Here is a 16615-nt window from a genome sequence, read left to right as displayed (position 1 = left end):
CGGGAAGAGATGTCGGCACCGAACAAGTCGTACGACCCTGTTGAGGTCGAGGCACTGAAACCGGAAGAGATCGAGCGCATGCGGGACGAGGCGCTCGCCGCCTTCGCGGCCGCCGGCGACCTCGACCAGCTCCAGGAGGCCAAGGTCGCCCACAGCGGCGGCACGTCCCCGCTGGCCCTCGCCAACCGCGAGATCGGCGCACTGCCCCCGCACGCCAAGGCCGAGGCCGGCAAGCGCGTCGGCCAGGCCCGCGGCGCCGTCAACAAGGCCTTCGCGGCCCGACAGGCCGAACTGGAGGCCGAGCGCGACGCCCGTGTGCTCGTCGAGGAGGCCGTGGACGTCACGCTTCCCTACGACCGCACCCCGGCCGGCGCCCGCCACCCGCTGACGACCTTCCAGGAGCGCGTCGCGGACGTCTTCGTGGCCATGGGCTACGAGATCGCCGAGGGCCCCGAGGTCGAGGCCGAGTGGTTCAACTTCGACGCCCTCAACTTCACGCCCGACCACCCGGCCCGCCAGATGCAGGACACGTTCTTCGTCCAGGGCCCCGAGGGCTTCGAGGGCAGTGACTCCGGAGTCGTGCTGCGCACCCACACCTCGCCGGTGCAGGCCCGTGCGCTGCTCGACCGTGAGCCCCCCGTCTACATCGTCGCCCCCGGCCGGGTGTACCGCACCGACGAGCTGGACGCCACGCACACCCCGGTCTTCCACCAGATCGAGCTGCTGGCCGTCGACGAGGGCCTGACCATGGCCGACCTCAAGGGCACCCTCGACCACATGGTCCAGTCGCTCTTCGGCCCGGACATGAAGACCCGGCTGCGTCCCAACTACTTCCCCTTCACCGAGCCGTCCGCCGAGATGGACATGCTCTGCTACGTGTGCAAGGGCGAGTCCGTGGGCAACCCCGACCGGCCCTGCCGCACCTGCTCCAGCGAGGGCTGGATCGAGCTCGGCGGCTGCGGCATGGTCAACCCGCGGGTGCTCGTCGCCTGCGGTGTCGACCCGGAGAAGTACAGCGGCTTCGCCTTCGGGTTCGGCATCGAGCGGATGCTGATGTTCCGCCACAACATCGAGGACATGCGAGACATGGTCGAGGGTGACGTCCGCTTCACCCGGCCTTTCGGGATGGAGATCTGATGCGGGTCCCGCTTTCCTGGCTGCGGGAGTATGTCGACCTCCCCGCCACCGAGACCGGCCGTGATGTGCAGGCCCAGCTGATTTCGGCGGGTCTGGAGGTCGAGAGCGTCGAGCGGCTCGGCGCCGACCTCAAGGGCCCCCTCGCCGTCGGCCGGGTGCTGACCATCGAGGAACTCACCGAGTTCAAGAAGCCCATCCGCCACTGCACCGTCGACGTCGGCCAGGCCAACGGCACCGGTGAGCCCCAGGAGATCATCTGCGGCGCGCGGAACTTCGCCGTCGGCGACAAGGTCGTCGTGGCCCTCCCGGGCGCGACCCTGCCCGGCGACTTCCACATCGCCGAGCGCAAGACCTACGGCCGGATGTCCCGCGGCATGATCTGCTCCAGCGACGAGCTGAACATGGGCGACGACGGCACCAAGGGCATCATCGTGCTGCCGCCCGAGATCGAGGTCGGCATCGACGCGATCGAGCTGCTCGAGCTGGTCGACGAGGTCCTCGACATCGCCGTCACGCCCGACCGCGGCTACTGCCTGTCGCTGCGCGGCGTGGCCCGCGAGGCCGCGATCGCCTACGGCCTGCCGCTGCGCGACCCGGCGCTGCTCGACGTACCGGGCCCGAACGCGTACGGCTACCCGGTGCAGGTCGCCGACCCGGCCGGCTGCGACCGCTTCGTCGCGCGCACCGTCACGGGCATCGACCCGGAGGCCAAGTCCCCGATCTGGCTGAAGCGCCGGCTGCAGAAGGCCGGGATGCGCCCGGTCTCGCTCGCGGTCGACATCACCAACTACGTGATGCTGGAGCTCGGCCAGCCCCTGCACGCCTACGACCGCTCGCGCGTCCAGGGCACCATCGGCGTGCGCCGCGCCGAGCAGGGCGAGAAGTTCACCACCCTCGACGGCGTCCAGCGCGTCCTCGACGCGGGCGACCTGGTCATCACCGACGACCGCGGCCCCATCGGCCTGGCGGGCGTGATGGGTGGCGCCAACACCGAGATCGCCGACTCCGTCACGGACCCGGAGACCGGCGAGATCACCGGCACCACCGAGGTGGTCGTCGAGGCCGCGCACTTCGACGCGGTCTCCATCGCCCGCACCGCGCGCCGCCACAAGCTGGCCTCCGAGGCGTCCAAGCGCTTCGAGCGCGGTGTCGACCCGCTGGCCGCCTCCGCCGCCGCCCAGCGGACCGTGGACCTCCTCGTGCTGCTCGCGGGCGGTACCGCCGAGGCCGGCGTCACCGAGGTGATCGCGCCGTCCGCGCCCCGCACCATCACCATCCCGGCCGACCACCCCGACAAGGTCGCGGGCGTCGCCTACGGCCGGGAGACCGTCGTCCGCCGCCTCCAGCAGGTCGGCTGCGACGTCTACGGCCAGGACGAGCTGGTCGTCACGGTGCCGTCCTGGCGGCCCGACCTGACCGACCCGAACGACCTGGCCGAAGAGGTCATCCGGCTGGAGGGCTACGAGAACCTGCCCTCGACGCTGCCGAAGCCCCCATCGGGCCGCGGTCTCACCGAGCGCCAGCTGCTGCACCGCCGGGTCGGCCGCGCACTGGCCGGTGCCGGATACGTCGAGGCGCCGACCTACCCGTTCATCGGCGAGCAGGTCTTCGACCAGCTCGGCCTCGCGGCCGACGACCCGAACCGCCGGGTCGTGAAGCTGGTCAACCCGCTCTCCGACGAGGAGCCCGCGCTCCGTACGACGCTGCTGCCCGGCCTGCTGGCCGCGCTGCGCCGCAACGACGGCCGTGGCTCCCACGACCTCGCGCTGTTCGAGACCGGCCTGGTCTTCCACCCGCGCGACGAGCAGCGCGTCGCGGTGCGCCTCGCCGTGCACCGGCGGCCCACCGACGAGGAGATCGCGGGCCTCGCCGGCGCGCTCCCCGTCCAGCCACGGCACGTCGCCGTGGTGCTCGCGGGCGCCCGCGAGCAGGCCGGCTGGTGGGGCAAGGGCCGCCCCGGCGACTGGGCCGACGCCGTCGAGGCGGCGCGGACCGTCGCCCGTGAGGCCGGTGCCGAGCTGATCGTGCGCGCGGGCCAGTACGGGCCGTGGCACCCGGGCCGCTGTGCCGAGCTCGCCGTCGTCGTGGACGGCACCGAGTGCGTCGTCGGGCACGCGGGTGAGCTGCACCCCGGCGTCCTCAAGACGCTGGGCCTGCCGGCGCGCACCTGCGCGGCGGAGATCGACCTGGACGCCGTCGAGGCGGCGGGCACCGGACCGGTGCGCGGGCCGAGCATCTCCACCTTCCCGGTCGCCACGCAGGACGTCGCGCTCGTCGTCGACGCCTCCGTCCCGGCCGCCGAGGTCGAGAAGGTGCTGCGCGAGGGCGCGGGCGAACTGCTCGAGTCCATCCGTCTGTTCGACGTGTTCACCGGTGAGCAGATCGGCGCGGGCAAGAAGTCGCTCGCGTACGCGCTGCGCTTCCGTGCCGCCGACCGCACGCTGACCGTCGAGGAGGCCTCCGCGGCCCGCGACACCGCCGTCGCCCTCGCCGCCGAGCGCACCGGGGCGGTGCTGCGCGGGGCGTGAGCCCACGGCTCCCGGGGCGCAGTCGCCCGGGAGCGCCTGCCGAGGGGCGTATCCGGACCACCGGGTACGCCCCTTCGCCCATACGGAGCCACACGGGGCGGAGTCCCGGTAGGCCTCGGGAGGCACATCCGGCACTCCCCCCTCACCTCACTCATTCGGGTGAGGACTCCGGATGATCCTTCCCGCCCCCGGCAGGTGCTCGACAGAATCGAACCGGCCGGGGAACCGGAGCCCCGGCCACGTGCCTGAGGGGGACCATCGGCATGATCGGTATCAGGGATGGGGCCGTTCCCGGGTCACGGCCCCGCGCCGGGCCGCGTCCCGCTCTCCGTTCGAGGATGCTCCGCCGGGACGCGACAGGCCGCATCCCGTGGGGGGCCGCGCTCGGACCACGGCGAGCGCGGCGTGCCCTCACACTCGGGCCGCCCCTCGCCTGGGGCGCCGTCGCGATCACGTACAAACTGGCCTGCCCCCTCGCGCAGCAGAACGGCCTCGATGCCCGCATCGCCAGCAGCGCCGTCTTCTTCGCCGTGGGCACCGGTCTCGTGCTGCACGTCCGTGGCGCGCTGCTGCGTGAGATGCGGCAGCTGCGGCGGGTCGCGGGAGCCGCTCAGGACGTCCTGCTGAGGCCGCCGCCGCCGCGTGTCGACGACCTCACGGTCGCCGCGGGACAGCTCTCCGCCGACCGGGGCGCGAGGGTGGGCGGCGACCTGTACGACGTGGTGGCCACCGACCACGGAGTCCGGGTCGTCATGGGGGACGTGCGCGGCCACGGGCTGCCCGCGCTCGCGACCGTCGCCGCCCTGCTCGGCAGCTTCCGCGAGGCCGCGCACGACGAGCCCGAACTCGTCGGCGTACTGCGCCGGTTGGAGCGGGCCCACGAGCGTCATCTGCGCGAACGCTGCCGTGCCGGGCGCCCGCCGGCAGCGGACGCCGAGCCGGAGACGCCGGTGGCGGAGGAATTCGTGACCGTGCTGCTGATGCAGATCGACCGCGACGGCACGATGACCGCGCTCAACTGCGGCCATCCGTGGCCGTATCTGTACCGGCAGCCCGAACCCGCGGCGCCCGCCGAATCCTCCACCTGTCTCGGCCCGGCCGAGCCGGGTGGTGCGGACCCGCTCGTCGAACCGGTGCCCGGCGGGGAGCCCATGCCACCGCTCGGCCTCTTTCCGCTGCCCGCCGAGCCGGCCCTCAGGGACTGCGGCACCCTGCTGCCCGGTCAGGCGCTGTTCGTGCACACCGACGGCGCCGAGGACGCCCGGGACGCGCGCGGGCGGTTCTTTCCCCTGCGCTCGGCGCTGGTCGACGCGGTACGGGCCCATCCCCTGTCCCCGCACGGTGTCATCCGGCGGGTGCACGCCCAACTCCTGCGCCACACCGACGGTCAGCCCTCCGACGACGCCGCCCTGCTGGTGCTGCGCAACGACCGCAGACGCGTGCCCCTGGAGCAGGGCGAGCTGCTGCCCGGCCCGGCCCGCAAGGCGGGATAAGGGCTGCCGTAGGCCCGTTGTCGGCCTCCTGTCTGCGCCCGGCGACGCCCGGCCCCGGGAGAACCCCCAAGGGGGACATACGCCCTGAGGCCGCGCGGGCGTACGTCCCCCAGGGCCTCGCGGGCGCCTTCGGGGACGGGCGCCGTCCGCCCTGCCGCGAAGAACTGGGCAGGCAGCCCGGGCGGACGGCGCGGAGGCGGGGCCGCCGCACTGCATGAGGGGGAGCCGGCGGCCCGGCCGGCCTCTTACGAGGTATTTCAGTCAACCGGCTCAAAACCGGCGGCAACAGAGCGCGCGGCCCCCGGATTCGGGCATTCGGTTCACACCCCGTGTGAACCGCGCAGGACTACGCTGGGCGGCACCGAGCCTTCGGAGGGCACCCATGCAGCCCAACACGCTGCTCGACGCGATCCTGGACGAGGCCGGCATCTCCCACGCGGGACTCGCCGCCCATGTGAACCAGGCAGGCAGGGCGCGCGGCCTGGTGCTGCGCTACGAACACACCGCCGTGGCCCGTTGGTTGAAGGGTCAGCGGCCGCGCGGCCAGGTGCCCGACCTGATCTGCGAGGTGCTCGCGGCCCGGCTGCAGCGCCCCGTCACCCTCGACGACATCGGCCTCGGGGTGCCCGGCCTGCCCTCCTCGGCGCACGGCTCGGCGCAGTCCGGTCTCTCCGGCTTCGTCGAACGGGCCACCGCCCTGTGGCGCTCCGACGAGCAGCAGCGTCCGCACCTCCTCGGCGCCCCGGCCGTCACCGGCACCCCCGCCGTGATGCCCGTGTGGGAGTGGGAGAACCCGCCCGAGGACGTGGACGTCTCGCGCGGCGGGCGGCACCGGGTGAGCCCGGCCGACATCGAGGTGCTGCGTGCCGCCCGCAGCCACTACGAGCAGATGTACCGCAAGGCCGGCGGCATCGCGACACGCACCCGGATCGTCGGATTCCTCAATGCCGAGGCCGCGCCGCTGCTGCGCGGCGCGTACACCGACGCCACCGGCCGCCAGCTGCACCGGGCGACAGGGGGGCTGGTGGCCATCGCGGGCATCTGCGCCTACGACTCCGACGCGCACGGTCTGGCCCAGCGTTACTTCCACCAGGCTCTGCGGCTGGCCAAGGCGAGCGGCGACCGGGGGCTCGGCGCCTATGTGATCGCGCTGCTGGTCAACCAGTCGCTGTTCATGCGCGAGTACCGGCAGGCGGTGGCCTTCGCCGAGGCCGCGCTGCGCGCCGCCGGCCGCCACATCACCCCCGCGCTCGCCTCCGACCTGTATGCGATGCAGGCCAAGGCGTACGCCCATCTCGGCGACGGCGCCGGCGCGCTGTCCTGCATCCGGCGTGCGGAGTCGGCCGCCGACCGCATCCGGCGCGGGCACGAGCCGGACGAGACCGGCTATGTCCAACCGGGCCTGGTCAATGTGCAGGTGGCGGAGGCGCTGCTCAGTCTCGGTGACCTCGCCGCGGCCCGTGAGCACGCGGCGACCGCCGTGGACAGCCCGACGCACGACCGGGGCCGGGTGCACCGCCTCGCGATGCTCAGCCAGATCGAACTGCGCCAGGGCCATGCGGACCTGGCCGCCGTCACGGCCGTGCAGATGGCCGAACAGGCCCGCGGCATGGAGTCCAAGCGGCTGCGCGACAGACTCCGGGCGGTGCGCGAGCACCTCGTGCGCAGCGGCTGTGCGGACACCGCGGCGGCGGCGGAACTCATCGACGGGGCACTGCGCGTACCGCTTTGAGCACTCACCTGCTGCCATATTGCCATCTACTCGGCGGAAGGTGGCAGAACCGTGCAGTGGACGAAACAAAGCGAACAAACCGTGTATCAGAACCGCTGGTTCCGGGTGAACCTGGCTGATGTCGAGCTGCCGGACGGACGGCACCTCGACCACTTCCTGATCCGTATGCGGCCCGTCGCCGTGGCCACCGTGGTCAACGGGGCCAACGAGGTCCTCCTGCTGTGGCGGCACCGCTTCATCACCGACAGCTGGGGGTGGGAACTCCCGGCCGGCGTGGTCGAGGACGGCGAGGACATCGTGTCCGCCGCCGCCCGAGAACTGGAGGAGGAGACGGGCTGGCGGCCGGGCCCGCTGCGGCACCTGATGAGCGTCGAGCCCTCCAACGGGCTCACGGACGCCCGTCACCACATCTACTGGGCCGACGAGGGTGCCTACATCGGCCACCCCGAGGACGACTTCGAGTCGGACCGCCGTGAGTGGGTCCCCCTCAAACTCGTCCCGGACATGGTGGCCCGTGGCGAGGTCCCGGCCGCGAACATGGCCGCGGCGCTGCTCCTGCTGCACCATCTCAGGCTCGGGCAGGACCAGTTACCGCGCCCGGCGTGAGCCGGCCGCGCGGGCCCGGCGTCCGTGGCCTATCGGCCTAGGGCCTGCCAGACCGTGACGGCGAACGCGCCGGCCGCCGTCAGGGCGGTCACGGCGGGCAGCGGCCATCGTGTGTGTTCCAGGGCGACGATCCGGGCGTTGAGCTCGTCCTGGTCCTTGGTGTTCTGCTCGTCACGTTGCGACAGCAGGGCCATATGGCCCTCCAGCCGGGTCAGGCCCACGTCCAGGCGGCAACGTAACTCCGCGAGCTCTTCCGGGACCACGGGATGCTCCGGGTCGGTGGTCACGGGTCCGCTCCTTTCCGTAGCGACACATCCGTTGTGTGTGCGGAAAGTCAACTCCCCTGGTGAGTGGGGCGGGAGAGTGCGCGAAGGGCATATGCGTGCCCGGCCCGCACACACCGTGTGAATGCCGCGGGCCCGGCGCTCGAAAGAGCACCGGGCCCGTCGGGCACGGCGTCCGCACCGCGTCGGCGGATGCGGGCGTCTCAGTAGCTGTAGAAGCCGGAGCCGCTCTTGCGGCCCAGGCGGCCCGCGTCGACCATCCGCTGGAGCAGCGGGGGAGCGGCGTACAGCGGCTCCTTGTACTCGGCGTACATCGAGTCCGCGACCGAAGCGACCGTGTCCAGGCCGATCAGGTCGGAGAGCTTGAGCGGGCCCATCGGGTGGGCGCAGCCGAGCTCCATGCCGTTGTCGATGTCCTCGCGGCTCGCGATACCCGACTCGAACATCCGGATGGCGGAGAGCAGGTACGGGATCAGCAGCGCGTTGACCACGAAGCCCGAGCGGTCCTGGGCGCGGATCGCATGCTTGCCGAGGATCTTCTCGGCGAACGTCTGCGCCCGGCTGAGGGTGCCCTCGGACGTGGTCAGGGCGGGAATCAGCTCGACGAGCTTCTGGACCGGCGCCGGATTGAAGAAGTGGACGCCGATGACATGGTCGGGACGGGTGGTGGAGACGGCGAGCCGGACCAGCGGGATCGACGAGGTGTTGGAGGCGAGGATCGCGTCCGGACGCGTCACGACCTGGTCGAGCACCTGGAAGATCTCGGTCTTGACCTGCTCGTTCTCCACGACCGCCTCGATCACGAGGTCGCGGTCGGCGAACTCGCCGAGGTCGGTGGTGAAGCTCAGCCGGGCGAGCGTCGAGTCCCGCTCCTCCTCGGTCATCTTGCCGCGCTCCGCGGCCTTGGAGAGCGAGTTGAACAGCCGGGTACGGCCGATCTCGAGGGCTTCGCCGGTGGTCTCGGCGACCATGACGTCCAGTCCGGCGCGGGCGCACACCTCGGCGATGCCCGCCCCCATCTGGCCGCAGCCCACCACTCCGACGCGTTCGATGTCGGTCACATCGTCCCTTTCCTGGTCGTCCCTGGGTTTCGAACCCGGCAGAGCCGCCGTACGGGTGCGGGGGCCTGCCTCGGCTCAGCACGTTACTCCGGATCTACGCGCGCAGGGCCGGGCGGGGTCCGTCATGCTGGGCGACGAGACAGGCCGCACGGGTGTCCGAGCTGTACCGAACCGGAACATATACGGCATAAATGCGCCGTGGGTGAGGGGTAGGGGTGGCCATATGGGACGGATGACGCGCAGGGGGTTCTCGCGGGCCGCCGCGGCGGCCCTGGCAGGTCTCGTACCGGCCGGCGTCTCGCTGCTCTCCGACCGCGGGTCCGGGAGCCGTGGGTCCTTACGCCGCCCGTCCGCGCACCACGGGCCCGCGTACGGCGGGGCCGAGGTCGGTGCCGACACGGAGATGCGCGGCATGTGGGTGGGGACCGTGGCCAACCGCGACTGGCCCTCCCGCCCGGGTCTGACCGCCGCCCAGCAGCGCGCCGAACTCCTCGGCCTTTTCGACACGGCGGTGCGCAGGCGCCTGAACGCGGTCGTCCTCCAGGTGCGCCCCACCGCCGACGCGCTGTGGCCCTCGCCCTACGAGCCCTGGTCGCAGTACCTGACCGGAACCCAGGGCAAGAACCCCGGCTGGGACCCGCTCGGCACGGCCGTCGTGGAGGCCCACGCCCGGGGCCTGCAGCTGCACGCCTGGTTCAACCCGTACCGGGTCGCCAACCACAGCGACCCGTCCCGGCTGGTCCCTACGCACCCCGCCCGCCGGCACCCCGACTGGATCGTGCCCTACGGCGGCAGGCTCTACTACAACCCTGGGCTGCCCGAGGTCCGGCAGTTCGTGATGAATGCGATGCTCGACGCGGTGGCCCATTACGACGTGGACGCGATGCACTGGGACGACTACTTCTACCCGTATCCCGTCGAGGGCGAGACCTTCGACGACGACGAGGCCTTCGCGAGCTACGGCGGGGACTTCGCCGACCGGGCGGCCTGGCGGCGCGACAACACCGACCAGCTGGTGCGGGCGACGGCGGCACGCGTCAGGACGACGCGGCCCGGGACGCGCTTCGGCATCAGCCCGTTCGGGGTGTGGCGCAACGCCGGGACCGACCCGAGGGGCTCGGACACGCGGGCGGGCGTCGAGACGTACGACGACCTGTACGCGGATACCAGGAAATGGGTCCGCGAGCACTGGATCGACTACATCTGCCCGCAGGTGTACTGGAACATCGGCTACGCCGCGGCCGACTACGCCAAGCTCGTCCCCTGGTGGGCCCAGGTCGCCCAGGGCAGCGGCGTGAACCTCTACATCGGCGAGGCGCTGTACAAGGCAGGCGACCCGGCGCAGCCCCAGGCCTGGCAGGACCGGGCCGAGCTGTCCCGGCACCTCACCCTCGCCGGCGCGTACCCCCAGGTGCACGGGCACATGTACTTCGCGGCCAAGGAAGTGGCCGCCGACAGAACCGGCGCCATGGCGCAGGTCGTCGCCGACCACTATCAGAAGCGAGTGCGCGGTAGGCGCTGACGGCCGCCGACGGCGGGCCGCCGCGCCACGCTGCGCCGATGCGCTGCTACTGCTGCGGCTTGAGGGATTCCTTGTGCTGGACGGTGCAGTCGGGGCCCGGCGACATGATCGCGTCGTGCCCGTCCTCGAAGTGGACGCGGTACGGCGGGCTGCCGTTGTTCCCCAGTACTTCCGTGATCTCCGCGACCTTGTCGTGCTGCCCCACGGTCCTGCCGTGCATGGTCAGCTGGTCGCCCTTGCTTGCCCGCATGAGAGTGACCTCCTCGCCCCGCCCGGGGGAGTCCGGTCCGGGGTCAGCGATCCGTGGTCCGTGGCCACCACTCTACGACCGGCGAGGGTGGTTGGCTCCTCAGCCGCGCGCCCGTTGTGTGACGGCGATGCAGACCAGTACCGCTACGGCGGTCAGTGGCGCCGCGGGGGTCAGCCGCTCGCCCAGCAGCAACACCGACCAGACGAGCGTCAGCAGCGGCTGCGCGAGCTGGAGCTGGCTCGCGCGCGGGATGCCGATCGCGGCCATGCCCCGGTACCAGACGACCAGCCCCAGGAACTGCGACCCCACCGCCACCCACAGCAGCCCGGCCACGGCGTGCCCGGTGATGTGCACCGGCTCGTGCGCCACGGCGAGGAGCGCGCCGGGCACGGCGAGGGGCAGACACAGGACCAGGGCCCAGGCGATCACCTGCCAGCCCGGCATGACCGTCGCAAGACGGCCGCCCTCCGTGTAGCCGGCGGCGCAGATCAGCAGCGCACCGAAGAGGTACCCGTCCGCGACGGTCAGCGCCCCGCCGCTCTGCTGCACCGTGAACCCGATCACCGCGGCCGCGCCCGCGAGCGCGGCGACCCAGAAGGCGCGCGACGGCCGGGCGCCGGTGCGCAGCACCGAGAACACTGCGGTCGTCAGCGGCAACAGCCCCACCACGACGGCCGCGTGCGCGGTCGTGGAACTCTGCAGCGCGAGCGTGGTCAGCAGCGGGAAGCCGAGCACGACCCCGGCGGCGACGACGACGAGTCCGCCTCGGTGCCGGCGTTGCGGCAGCGGCACGCGCAGCGCGATGAGGCAGCCGCCCGCGATGACCGCCGCCAGCACGCTGCGCACGGTGACCAGGGTCCACGGCCCGAACCCCTCGAGCCCCCAGGCGGTCGCCGGGAAGGTGAGGGAGAAGGCGGTGACACCGAGGGCGGCCTGAAGCGTGCCGCGGCGCGCGGCGCCGTCGTGTCGGGCGGACCGGTCCGCGGCCTTGGCTGGGATGTCGACCGCTATCCGGGTCCGAGTAGTAGCGCTATCCTGTGTCCTCATGCATGAGCGTAGCAGTGTGGGTGAGCTGGCGGACAAGCTGCGGAGTGAGCTGGACCGCTACTCTCCGGGTGAGAAGCTGCCGTCGAGCCGGGCGCTGGTCGAGCGGCACCGGGTCAGTCCGGTGACCGTGTCGCGGGCACTCGCCCAGCTGGCCGCCGAGGGACTTGTGGTGACCCGCCCGGGAGCGGGGGCCTTCCGGGCCCGGCCGCGAACGGACCGGGCCCCCGTGGGCGACACCCGCTGGCAGGAGGTCGCGCTCAGCGCCGACGCCGCCACCGACCCGGTCCCGCGATCCGTCGACGCCTCCGGTGTGCTGGTCACGCTTGCCGCGCCGCCGGCCGGGGTGATCGAGTTCAACGGCGGCTATCTGCACCCCTCGCTCCAGCCGGAGCGCGCCATGGCCGCCGCGCTGGCCCGCGCCGGACGCCGCCCCGGGGCGTGGGGCCGTCCGCCGACGGACGGACTGCCCGAGCTGCGCGAGTGGTTCGCTCGCGGGATCGGAGGCGCGACCACGGCCGCCGAGGTGATGATCACGGCGGGCGGCCAGTCCGGTCTGGCGACCGCGTTGCGCGCGCTCGCCCCGCCGGGCTCCCCGGTGCTCGTCGAGTCGCCCACCTACCCAGGCATGCTCGCCATCGCCCGCGCCGCCGGCCTGCGGCCCGTCCCCGTCCCGGTGGACACCGACGGCGTGCAGCCCGGACTGCTCGCCGACGCGTTCCGGGCGAGCGGCGCCCGGGTGTTCGTCTGCCAGCCGCTCTTCCAGAACCCGACGGGTGCGGTGCTCTCCGCGGCGCGCCGGCCGGAGGTGCTGCGGATCGCGCGCGAGGCGGGCGCGTTCGTCGTCGAGGACGACTTCGTACGGCGTCTCGTCCACGAGGACGCGGGACCGCTGCCGCGTCCTCTGGCGGCGGACGACCCCGACGGCGTGGTGGTCCACGTGTGTTCGCTGACCAAGGCGACCTCGCCGAGCTTCCGGGTGAGCGCCCTCGCCGCGCGCGGCCCGGTACTGGAACGGCTGCGCGCCATCCATGTCGTCGACCACTTCTTCGTGCCCCGGCCGCTCCAGGAGGCCGCGCTCGAACTGGTCGGGTCCCCTGCATGGGCGCGCCACCTGCGGTCCGTGGCGGCCGAGCTGAAGGCCCGCCGCGACGTGATGACCGGCACCCTGCGCCGGTCGCTGCCCGAACTCGCCCTGCCGCACATCCCGTCCGGCGGCTATCTGCTCTGGCTGCGGCTGCCCGACGGCACCGACGAGGCGGCCTTCGCCGCCGCGGCGCTCCGCTCCGGCGTCGCGGTGGCACCCGGCCGCCCCTACTTCAGCGCCGAGCCACCGGCCCCCCACATCCGCCTCAGCTTCGCCGCGGTCGCGGGGACCACCGAGATCGTCGAAGGGGTCGGACGGCTGCGCAAGGCCTGGGAGGAGACGGCACGGGGGTGACCCGCGACAGCCGGGCCCACGGCCGTCGGACGTCCCCGGCCGCGGGCGTCACGCGGCCGGGCGGGAAAGTGGGGGCTTGACCCCGGGTTCCCGGCAGCTGAACATCACCGCATGCACGTTCGGGTCACGCTTCTCGCCGCCGCGCGCAGCTCCCCTCTGCTGGGGGAGCGGTTCGACGACGACCGCCCGCTGGACCAGGCGGGCTGGTACGAGGTGCAGCTCGCCGCGCCCGCCCTGTTCCCGCTGGCCGCGGCGGAGCTGCGGTACTGCTCCCCGACGCCGCGCAGCCGCGGCACCGGAGACGCCCTCGGCCTCGCCCCGCTGGCCCAGCCCGCGCTGCGCGACTGCGACATGGGCCGCTGGCGCGGCCGCACGCTCTCCGAGGTCACGGCCGTCGAACCGGGAGCGGTCGACGCCTGGCTCGGTGACCCGCGCTCCGCACCGCACGGCGGCGAGTCCCTGCTCACGTTCATCTCCCGGGTCGGGAGCTGGCTCGACACCCGTCCCTTCGACGACGGCAGCTGGGTGGTGGCGGTCGCCGAACCCGCCGTGGTGCGGGCGGCGCTCGTCTATGCGCTGGGGGCGCACCCCGCGACGTACTGGAACATCGACGTGCGTCCGCTGTCGACGGTCAGCCTGACCGGGCACGCGGGCCGCTGGAACCTCAGCCTGGAGGGCGCGGTTCCCGCATCCCGTCGCTGACGACCGGAGCCGGCGAGGGTGGCCGCTCCGCCGGGCTACGCCTCGCGCACGTACTCGGTCGTCAGCACCAGGTCCTTGGCCGGCCCCCCGACCCGCCACCGGGTGTGCCAGTGGTCCTGGTCCATGACGGTGAACTCGCCGCGGTAGAGGTCGGCCGAGCACGGGTGGTCGGCGGTGTGCCGGCCCGAGCGCAGGTCGAGGTCGTGGAAGAAGCGCCCGTCGGCGAACTCCACCCGGACGGTGCCCGCGGGCTCCCCGGGCAGGAACCGCAGGGTGCGCTCCGCGGGGCGGGTGACCCCCTGCCACGAGAAGGCGCCGGACTCGGCGTGCAGCAGTCCGGGCTCGCCCCCGTCGAGCGGGCGGAACACCGTCGTCCCGCTGAAGTGGCCCTCCGCTCCGCTCGCCAGGTCCCGCACGGTGCGCTCCACGTGCCAGACCCCGGCGAGGAAGCCGAGCGCGTCGGGCACGGGCCGGGGCTCAGACATCGCCGCCCGCCGTGGGCACCGGCAGCAGCCCGCGCTCGGCGAAGACCTTCTTCGCGGCGAAGGTCGCATTGAGCGCCCTCGGCATGCCGCAGTAGACCGCCGCGTGCAGCAGCGCCTCGACGATCTCCTCGGGGGTGAGGCCGACGTTGAGCGCCGCGTTCACATGCACGTCCAGCTGCGCCTCACAGCCCCCGAGCGCGGTGAGCATGCCGAGGGTCACCAACTGGCGGTCGCGCGGGGCGAGTCCGGGCCGGTCGTAGATGTCGCCGAAGGCCCAGGCCACGACCTGGTGCCCCAGCTCGGGGGATATGTCCGCGAGCGAGTCGACGACCCGCCGGCCGGCCTCGCCGTCGATCCGGGTGAGGACCTCCAGGCCGTGGGCGAAGCGCTCCTCGCGGATCTCGGCGGGAGTGGATGCGGTGGGCGTGCTCATGTCCGTCGGTCCGTTCCCGGCTGCTCGTCGAGGAGCCGTTCGTAGTGGTCGATCTTCTCGTCCAGCGCGGTCGCGTTCCGGCGCAGGCTCCGGATGCGGCGCTCCAGGTCGCGCCGGTGCTCGCGCAGCAGCGCGAGCCGGTCGGCGACCGTGGCGTCCCCGCCCGCCCGCAGCACCGCGAACCGCTGCATCTCCGCGATGGACATGCCCGTCCCGCGCAGCCGGATCAGGAACTCCAGCCAGGCCAGGTCGGCGGCCCGGTAGCGGCGCTGGTTGCCGGTGCTGCGGCCCACGCGCTCGATCAGTCCGGCCTTCTCGTAGTAGCGCAGGGTGTCGACGGACAGCCCGGTCCGGTCGGCCACCTGCGAGATGGTGAGCGTCGGCTCCGGATCCCGCGCGGGGTCGACCGCACCGGCCGAGCCGGGCGTTCCGCTGGTCATGGGTCAACCGTAGAACCTGGAGCGCGCTCCAGGTCAAGATCGGGTCGGACCGGCCGGTCCGGATGCTCCCCGTGCGCCGGAATCCGCTCCCGGCGTCTCCTTCGGGCGCCGGAATACGGTCCGGGCTTCACCCTCGGGCGCCGAAGTACGCCTGCGCCGCCCGCACCCCTTCGGCCAGCGCCGCCACCTCGTCCAGGGTGTTGTAGACGTAGAACGTCGCCCGTGTGGTCGCCGGGAGGCCGTAGCGGCGGGCGATCGGCCGGGCGCAGTGGTGGCCGACCCGCACGGCGACGCCGCGCTCGTCGAGAACCTGGCCCACATCGTGCGGGTGGATGCCGTCGACCGTGAAGGACACGGCCGAGCCGCGGTCGGAGAGGTCCCGCGGTCCCACGATCCGTACGCCGGGGATCTCCCCGAGCAGCTGGAGCGCCCGCGCCGTCAGCGCGTCCTCGTGCGCCGCCACCTCGTCCATGCCGAGCGCCTCGAGGTAGCGCACGGCCGCCGCGAGTCCCACGGCCTGCGCCGCCATCGGAACGCCCGCCTCGAACCGCTGCGGCGGAGGCAGGAACGTCGTGCGCTCCATCTCGACGAGCTCGACCATCGAGCCGCCCGTGAGGAACGGCGGCAGCCCGGAGAGGAGTTCGCCCCGGCCCCACAGCACCCCGATGCCGTTCGGGCCGAGCATCTTGTGACCCGAGAAGGCCAGGAAGTCCGCGCCGAGCGCGCCGACGTCGACGGGTCGGTGCGGCACCGACTGTGCGCCGTCGACGACGACCACCGCACCCACGGCGTGGGCGCGGTCCGCGATCGTACGGACCGGGTTGACCGTCCCCAGCACGTTGGACTGGTGGGTCAGGGCGACGACCTTGGTGCGGTCGTCGAGCAGACGGTCGAGTGCGGACAGGTCGAGCCGGCCGTCGTCGGTGAGCCCGAACCACTCCAGGCCGGCGCCGGTCCGCTCGGCGAGCTGCTGCCAGGGCACCAGATTGGCATGGTGCTCCATCTCCGTGACCACGATCCGGTCGCCGGGGCCGATCCGGCGGGCGCTGCCCAGCGTGTACGCGACGAGGTTGATGCCCTCCGTCGCGTTCTTCACGAACACGATCTCGTCCGGGGCGCCACCGACGAAGGATGCAAGGGTGTGCCGAGCGTCCTCGTACGCCTCCGTCGCCTCCTCGGCGAGCTGATGCGCACCGCGGTGCACGGCCGCGTTGTGGGTCAGGTAGAAGTCCCGCTCCGCGTCCAGGACCGGGAGCGGTTTCTGGGTCGTGGCGCCCGAGTCGAGGTACACCAGCCGCGCGCCACTGCGCAGCCTGCGCTCCAGGATCGGAAAGTCCGCGCGGAGCTCGTCGACGTCCAGGGCCACGGGGCCCACCCCTCTTTCTCACGGGAAATTCAAGATTTTTCCGTGAGGAACGCTAGGTCTCCTCACGGAGAATCGCAAGCATTAGCATGAG

General features: G+C 72.9%; 16 protein-coding genes. 8 read left to right on the top strand and 8 right to left on the bottom strand.

Going from position 1 to position 16615, the window contains the following annotated elements; genetic code table 11:
• Window positions 1-9 precede the first annotated feature (9 nt).
• The 5 genes from pheS to ACWCP6_RS11405 all read left to right on the top strand — a co-directional run bounded on the left by pheS (window position 10) and on the right by ACWCP6_RS11405 (window position 7496).
• The gene (gene pheS, locus ACWCP6_RS11425; protein ID WP_450932151.1) at window positions 10-1137 is read left to right on the top strand and encodes a phenylalanine--tRNA ligase subunit alpha; all 1128 of its coding nucleotides are present in this window, start codon (window positions 10-12) and stop codon (window positions 1135-1137) included.
• The gene (gene pheT, locus ACWCP6_RS11420) at window positions 1137-3665 is read left to right on the top strand and encodes a phenylalanine--tRNA ligase subunit beta (protein WP_450932150.1); all 2529 of its coding nucleotides are present in this window, start codon (window positions 1137-1139) and stop codon (window positions 3663-3665) included. The genes pheS and pheT overlap by 1 nt, the downstream gene beginning before the upstream one ends.
• A 338-nt stretch (window positions 3666-4003) precedes the next feature.
• Complete coding sequence (locus tag ACWCP6_RS11415) at window positions 4004-5158, top strand: PP2C family protein-serine/threonine phosphatase (protein WP_450932149.1); 1155 nt, start codon at window positions 4004-4006, stop codon at window positions 5156-5158.
• A gap of 382 nt (window positions 5159-5540) precedes the next feature.
• The gene (locus ACWCP6_RS11410) at window positions 5541-6890 is read left to right on the top strand and encodes a transcriptional regulator (protein WP_450932148.1); all 1350 of its coding nucleotides are present in this window, start codon (window positions 5541-5543) and stop codon (window positions 6888-6890) included.
• Between the two features lie 51 nt (window positions 6891-6941).
• Complete coding sequence (locus tag ACWCP6_RS11405; protein ID WP_450932147.1) at window positions 6942-7496, top strand: NUDIX hydrolase; 555 nt, start codon at window positions 6942-6944, stop codon at window positions 7494-7496.
• Window positions 7497-7525: 29 nt separating this feature from the next.
• Here ACWCP6_RS11405 and ACWCP6_RS11400 read toward each other — a convergent pair whose 3' ends face one another.
• Both ACWCP6_RS11400 and ACWCP6_RS11395 read right to left on the bottom strand, forming a co-directional pair.
• Window positions 7526-7783 carry a hypothetical protein gene (locus ACWCP6_RS11400; RefSeq protein ID WP_450932146.1) on the bottom strand — a complete coding sequence of 86 codons (258 nt, stop codon included), beginning with the start codon at window positions 7781-7783 and terminating at the stop codon, window positions 7526-7528.
• Window positions 7784-7983: 200 nt separating this feature from the next.
• Window positions 7984-8841 carry a 3-hydroxybutyryl-CoA dehydrogenase gene (locus tag ACWCP6_RS11395; protein WP_450932145.1) on the bottom strand — a complete coding sequence of 286 codons (858 nt, stop codon included), beginning with the start codon at window positions 8839-8841 and terminating at the stop codon, window positions 7984-7986.
• Between the two features lie 223 nt (window positions 8842-9064).
• Between ACWCP6_RS11395 and ACWCP6_RS11390 the strand changes: the two genes are divergently transcribed.
• Window positions 9065-10363, top strand: coding sequence for a glycoside hydrolase family 10 protein (locus ACWCP6_RS11390; protein ID WP_450932144.1), 1299 nt, complete (start codon window positions 9065-9067; stop codon window positions 10361-10363).
• A gap of 46 nt (window positions 10364-10409) precedes the next feature.
• On the opposite strand, the gene ACWCP6_RS11385 is transcribed toward ACWCP6_RS11390, so the two are convergent.
• Entirely contained in the window at window positions 10410-10613 is a 204-nt protein-coding gene (locus ACWCP6_RS11385; protein WP_450932143.1) for a DUF1918 domain-containing protein, read from the bottom strand.
• A 99-nt stretch (window positions 10614-10712) separates the two neighbouring features.
• Window positions 10713-11660 (bottom strand): DMT family transporter, encoded by a 948-nt coding sequence (locus ACWCP6_RS11380; RefSeq protein WP_450932142.1) that lies wholly within the window; start codon window positions 11658-11660, stop codon window positions 10713-10715.
• Here ACWCP6_RS11380 and ACWCP6_RS11375 point away from each other — a divergent pair.
• The gene (locus ACWCP6_RS11375) at window positions 11659-13098 is read left to right on the top strand and encodes an aminotransferase-like domain-containing protein (protein WP_450932141.1); all 1440 of its coding nucleotides are present in this window, start codon (window positions 11659-11661) and stop codon (window positions 13096-13098) included. The two genes, ACWCP6_RS11380 and ACWCP6_RS11375, sit on opposite strands and share 2 nt — an antisense overlap.
• Before the next feature lie 111 nt (window positions 13099-13209).
• The gene (locus ACWCP6_RS11370; RefSeq protein ID WP_450932140.1) at window positions 13210-13800 is read left to right on the top strand and encodes a histidine phosphatase family protein; all 591 of its coding nucleotides are present in this window, start codon (window positions 13210-13212) and stop codon (window positions 13798-13800) included.
• Window positions 13801-13835: 35 nt separating this feature from the next.
• On the opposite strand, the gene ACWCP6_RS11365 is transcribed toward ACWCP6_RS11370, so the two are convergent.
• From ACWCP6_RS11365 to ACWCP6_RS11350, 4 genes are all read right to left on the bottom strand, one after another.
• Window positions 13836-14285, bottom strand: coding sequence for a DUF6314 family protein (locus ACWCP6_RS11365; RefSeq protein WP_450932139.1), 450 nt, complete (start codon window positions 14283-14285; stop codon window positions 13836-13838).
• On the bottom strand, window positions 14278-14718 hold the full coding sequence (locus tag ACWCP6_RS11360; protein WP_450932138.1) for a carboxymuconolactone decarboxylase family protein: 441 nt from the start codon (window positions 14716-14718) through the stop codon (window positions 14278-14280). The genes ACWCP6_RS11365 and ACWCP6_RS11360 overlap by 8 nt, the downstream gene beginning before the upstream one ends.
• Window positions 14715-15158, bottom strand: coding sequence for a MerR family transcriptional regulator (locus ACWCP6_RS11355; protein WP_450932137.1), 444 nt, complete (start codon window positions 15156-15158; stop codon window positions 14715-14717). The genes ACWCP6_RS11360 and ACWCP6_RS11355 overlap by 4 nt, the downstream gene beginning before the upstream one ends.
• Window positions 15159-15285: 127 nt before the next feature.
• Window positions 15286-16524: a SufS family cysteine desulfurase gene (locus tag ACWCP6_RS11350; protein ID WP_450932136.1), complete on the bottom strand. Its 1239-nt coding sequence runs from the start codon at window positions 16522-16524 to the stop codon at window positions 15286-15288.
• Window positions 16525-16615: the final 91 nt, after the last annotated feature.

The sequence above is a fragment of the Streptomyces sp. NPDC002004 genome (genome assembly GCF_053593975.1).
This window is presented reverse-complemented; position numbering and strand designations above follow the sequence as displayed.

Excerpts from the sequence above, each read along its gene's own strand:
- ACWCP6_RS11385 (WP_450932143.1), bottom strand. The coding sequence starts at position 10,613 with ATGCGGGCAAGCAAGGGCGACCAGCTGACCATGCACGGCAGGACCGTG.
- pheS (WP_450932151.1), top strand. The coding sequence starts at position 10 with ATGTCGGCACCGAACAAGTCGTACGACCCTGTTGAGGTCGAGGCACTG.
- ACWCP6_RS11410 (WP_450932148.1), top strand. The coding sequence starts at position 5,541 with ATGCAGCCCAACACGCTGCTCGACGCGATCCTGGACGAGGCCGGCATC.
- ACWCP6_RS11365 (WP_450932139.1), bottom strand. The coding sequence starts at position 14,285 with ATGTCTGAGCCCCGGCCCGTGCCCGACGCGCTCGGCTTCCTCGCCGGG.
- ACWCP6_RS11355 (WP_450932137.1), bottom strand. The coding sequence starts at position 15,158 with ATGACCAGCGGAACGCCCGGCTCGGCCGGTGCGGTCGACCCCGCGCGG.
- ACWCP6_RS11360 (WP_450932138.1), bottom strand. The coding sequence starts at position 14,718 with ATGAGCACGCCCACCGCATCCACTCCCGCCGAGATCCGCGAGGAGCGC.
- ACWCP6_RS11415 (WP_450932149.1), top strand. The coding sequence starts at position 4,004 with ATGCTCCGCCGGGACGCGACAGGCCGCATCCCGTGGGGGGCCGCGCTC.
- ACWCP6_RS11370 (WP_450932140.1), top strand. The coding sequence starts at position 13,210 with ATGCACGTTCGGGTCACGCTTCTCGCCGCCGCGCGCAGCTCCCCTCTG.
- ACWCP6_RS11380 (WP_450932142.1), bottom strand. The coding sequence starts at position 11,660 with ATGAGGACACAGGATAGCGCTACTACTCGGACCCGGATAGCGGTCGAC.
- ACWCP6_RS11375 (WP_450932141.1), top strand. The coding sequence starts at position 11,659 with ATGCATGAGCGTAGCAGTGTGGGTGAGCTGGCGGACAAGCTGCGGAGT.
- pheT (WP_450932150.1), top strand. The coding sequence starts at position 1,137 with ATGCGGGTCCCGCTTTCCTGGCTGCGGGAGTATGTCGACCTCCCCGCC.
- ACWCP6_RS11390 (WP_450932144.1), top strand. The coding sequence starts at position 9,065 with ATGGGACGGATGACGCGCAGGGGGTTCTCGCGGGCCGCCGCGGCGGCC.